The organism is Halomonas halmophila, from assembly GCF_006540005.1.
Classification (GTDB): domain Bacteria; phylum Pseudomonadota; class Gammaproteobacteria; order Pseudomonadales; family Halomonadaceae; genus Halomonas; species Halomonas halmophila.
Genome location: NZ_BJOC01000066.1, coordinates 1 through 1,065, shown reverse-complemented (window position 1 = coordinate 1,065; position 1,065 = coordinate 1). Strand labels below are relative to the sequence as shown.

At 63.2% G+C, this 1,065-nt stretch carries 1 protein-coding gene; it reads right to left on the bottom strand.

From position 1 onward, the window contains the following. A partial coding sequence (locus HHA01_RS14795) for a hypothetical protein (protein ID WP_218023822.1) occupies window positions 1–1,065 on the bottom strand: 1,065 nt, incomplete at both ends.

The window sequence follows — 1,065 nt, the reverse complement described above, 5'->3', positions numbered from 1 at the left end:
CCCGCCGTGACCGTGACGCTCGCCGGGGTATCCGCACCACTGTCCGTGCTCCAGGTGCCGTCGACGGTCGCGCCTTCGGTCACCGTGGCCGGGGTATCGACAATATTCAGGGTCGGCTCATCATCCGTCACATAGACAGTTACCGGTTGCGTGTCCTGATCACCGTCAATATCCGTTGCAATGATGTCGATACCCTCCAACGTGTGCAGAAAGTCGGCATCAATGGCGTGTGGCAGACTTTCCGTCAAGGTCGCGGTGACCGTCACATTGCCGCTGGTGCCGGCCGCAATGTTGCCGGTATTCGACAGCGACAGCGTCAGTACCTGTTCGCCGGTGCTGTTCAACGTGGCTACGCGATCACCACCATTGGTGCTCCAACTGAGTGTCTCGCCGTTGGCCAGGCCGGTGACCGACGGCGTGGTGTTGGCGAACGTGAACGAGGTCAGGTCATCACTGCCCGCCGTAAAGGATACCGACACACTCGCACTGCTGCTTGAGCCGCCCAGAGTTTCTTCGTCCTTCAGGCTCAGAACCGGTATGCCCGGGTCATCACCGGGTTCGCCTGGGCCCGCGCCATCGGTGATGGTGATGGTGTGGCTGTCCGAGGCCGTATCCGTGTCGGCATCTTCGGTGGCGATGCTGAAGTCGACGCTGGGCGTGCCGCTCGCCTGATCCTGGTTGTCGTTGGCCACGAAGCTCCAGCTTCCGTCGGCCTGGACCGTCAGCTCGCCTTTGCCGGTGTTCAGCGTGACGCTGTTGGCGGCATCGCTCATGTCCAGCGTCTGGGGAGTGCCACCCGCCGTGACCGTGACGCTCGCCGGTGTATCCGCGCCACTCTCGGTGCTCCAGGTGCCGTCGACGGTCGCGCCTTCGGTTACCGTGGCCGGGGTGTCGTCAATGCTCAGGGTCGGCACGTCGTCGTTCACGTCGATGCCCAGCGTCGAGTCGGCGGTGTCGCCATCACTGTCCTCGACCTCGATATCGAACAGCTCGCGGATGCCGTCCACACTGGTGCCCTGATCACTGTGGCCGGTGCTGTTGGTGTCGAGGGTATAGCTCCAGGCA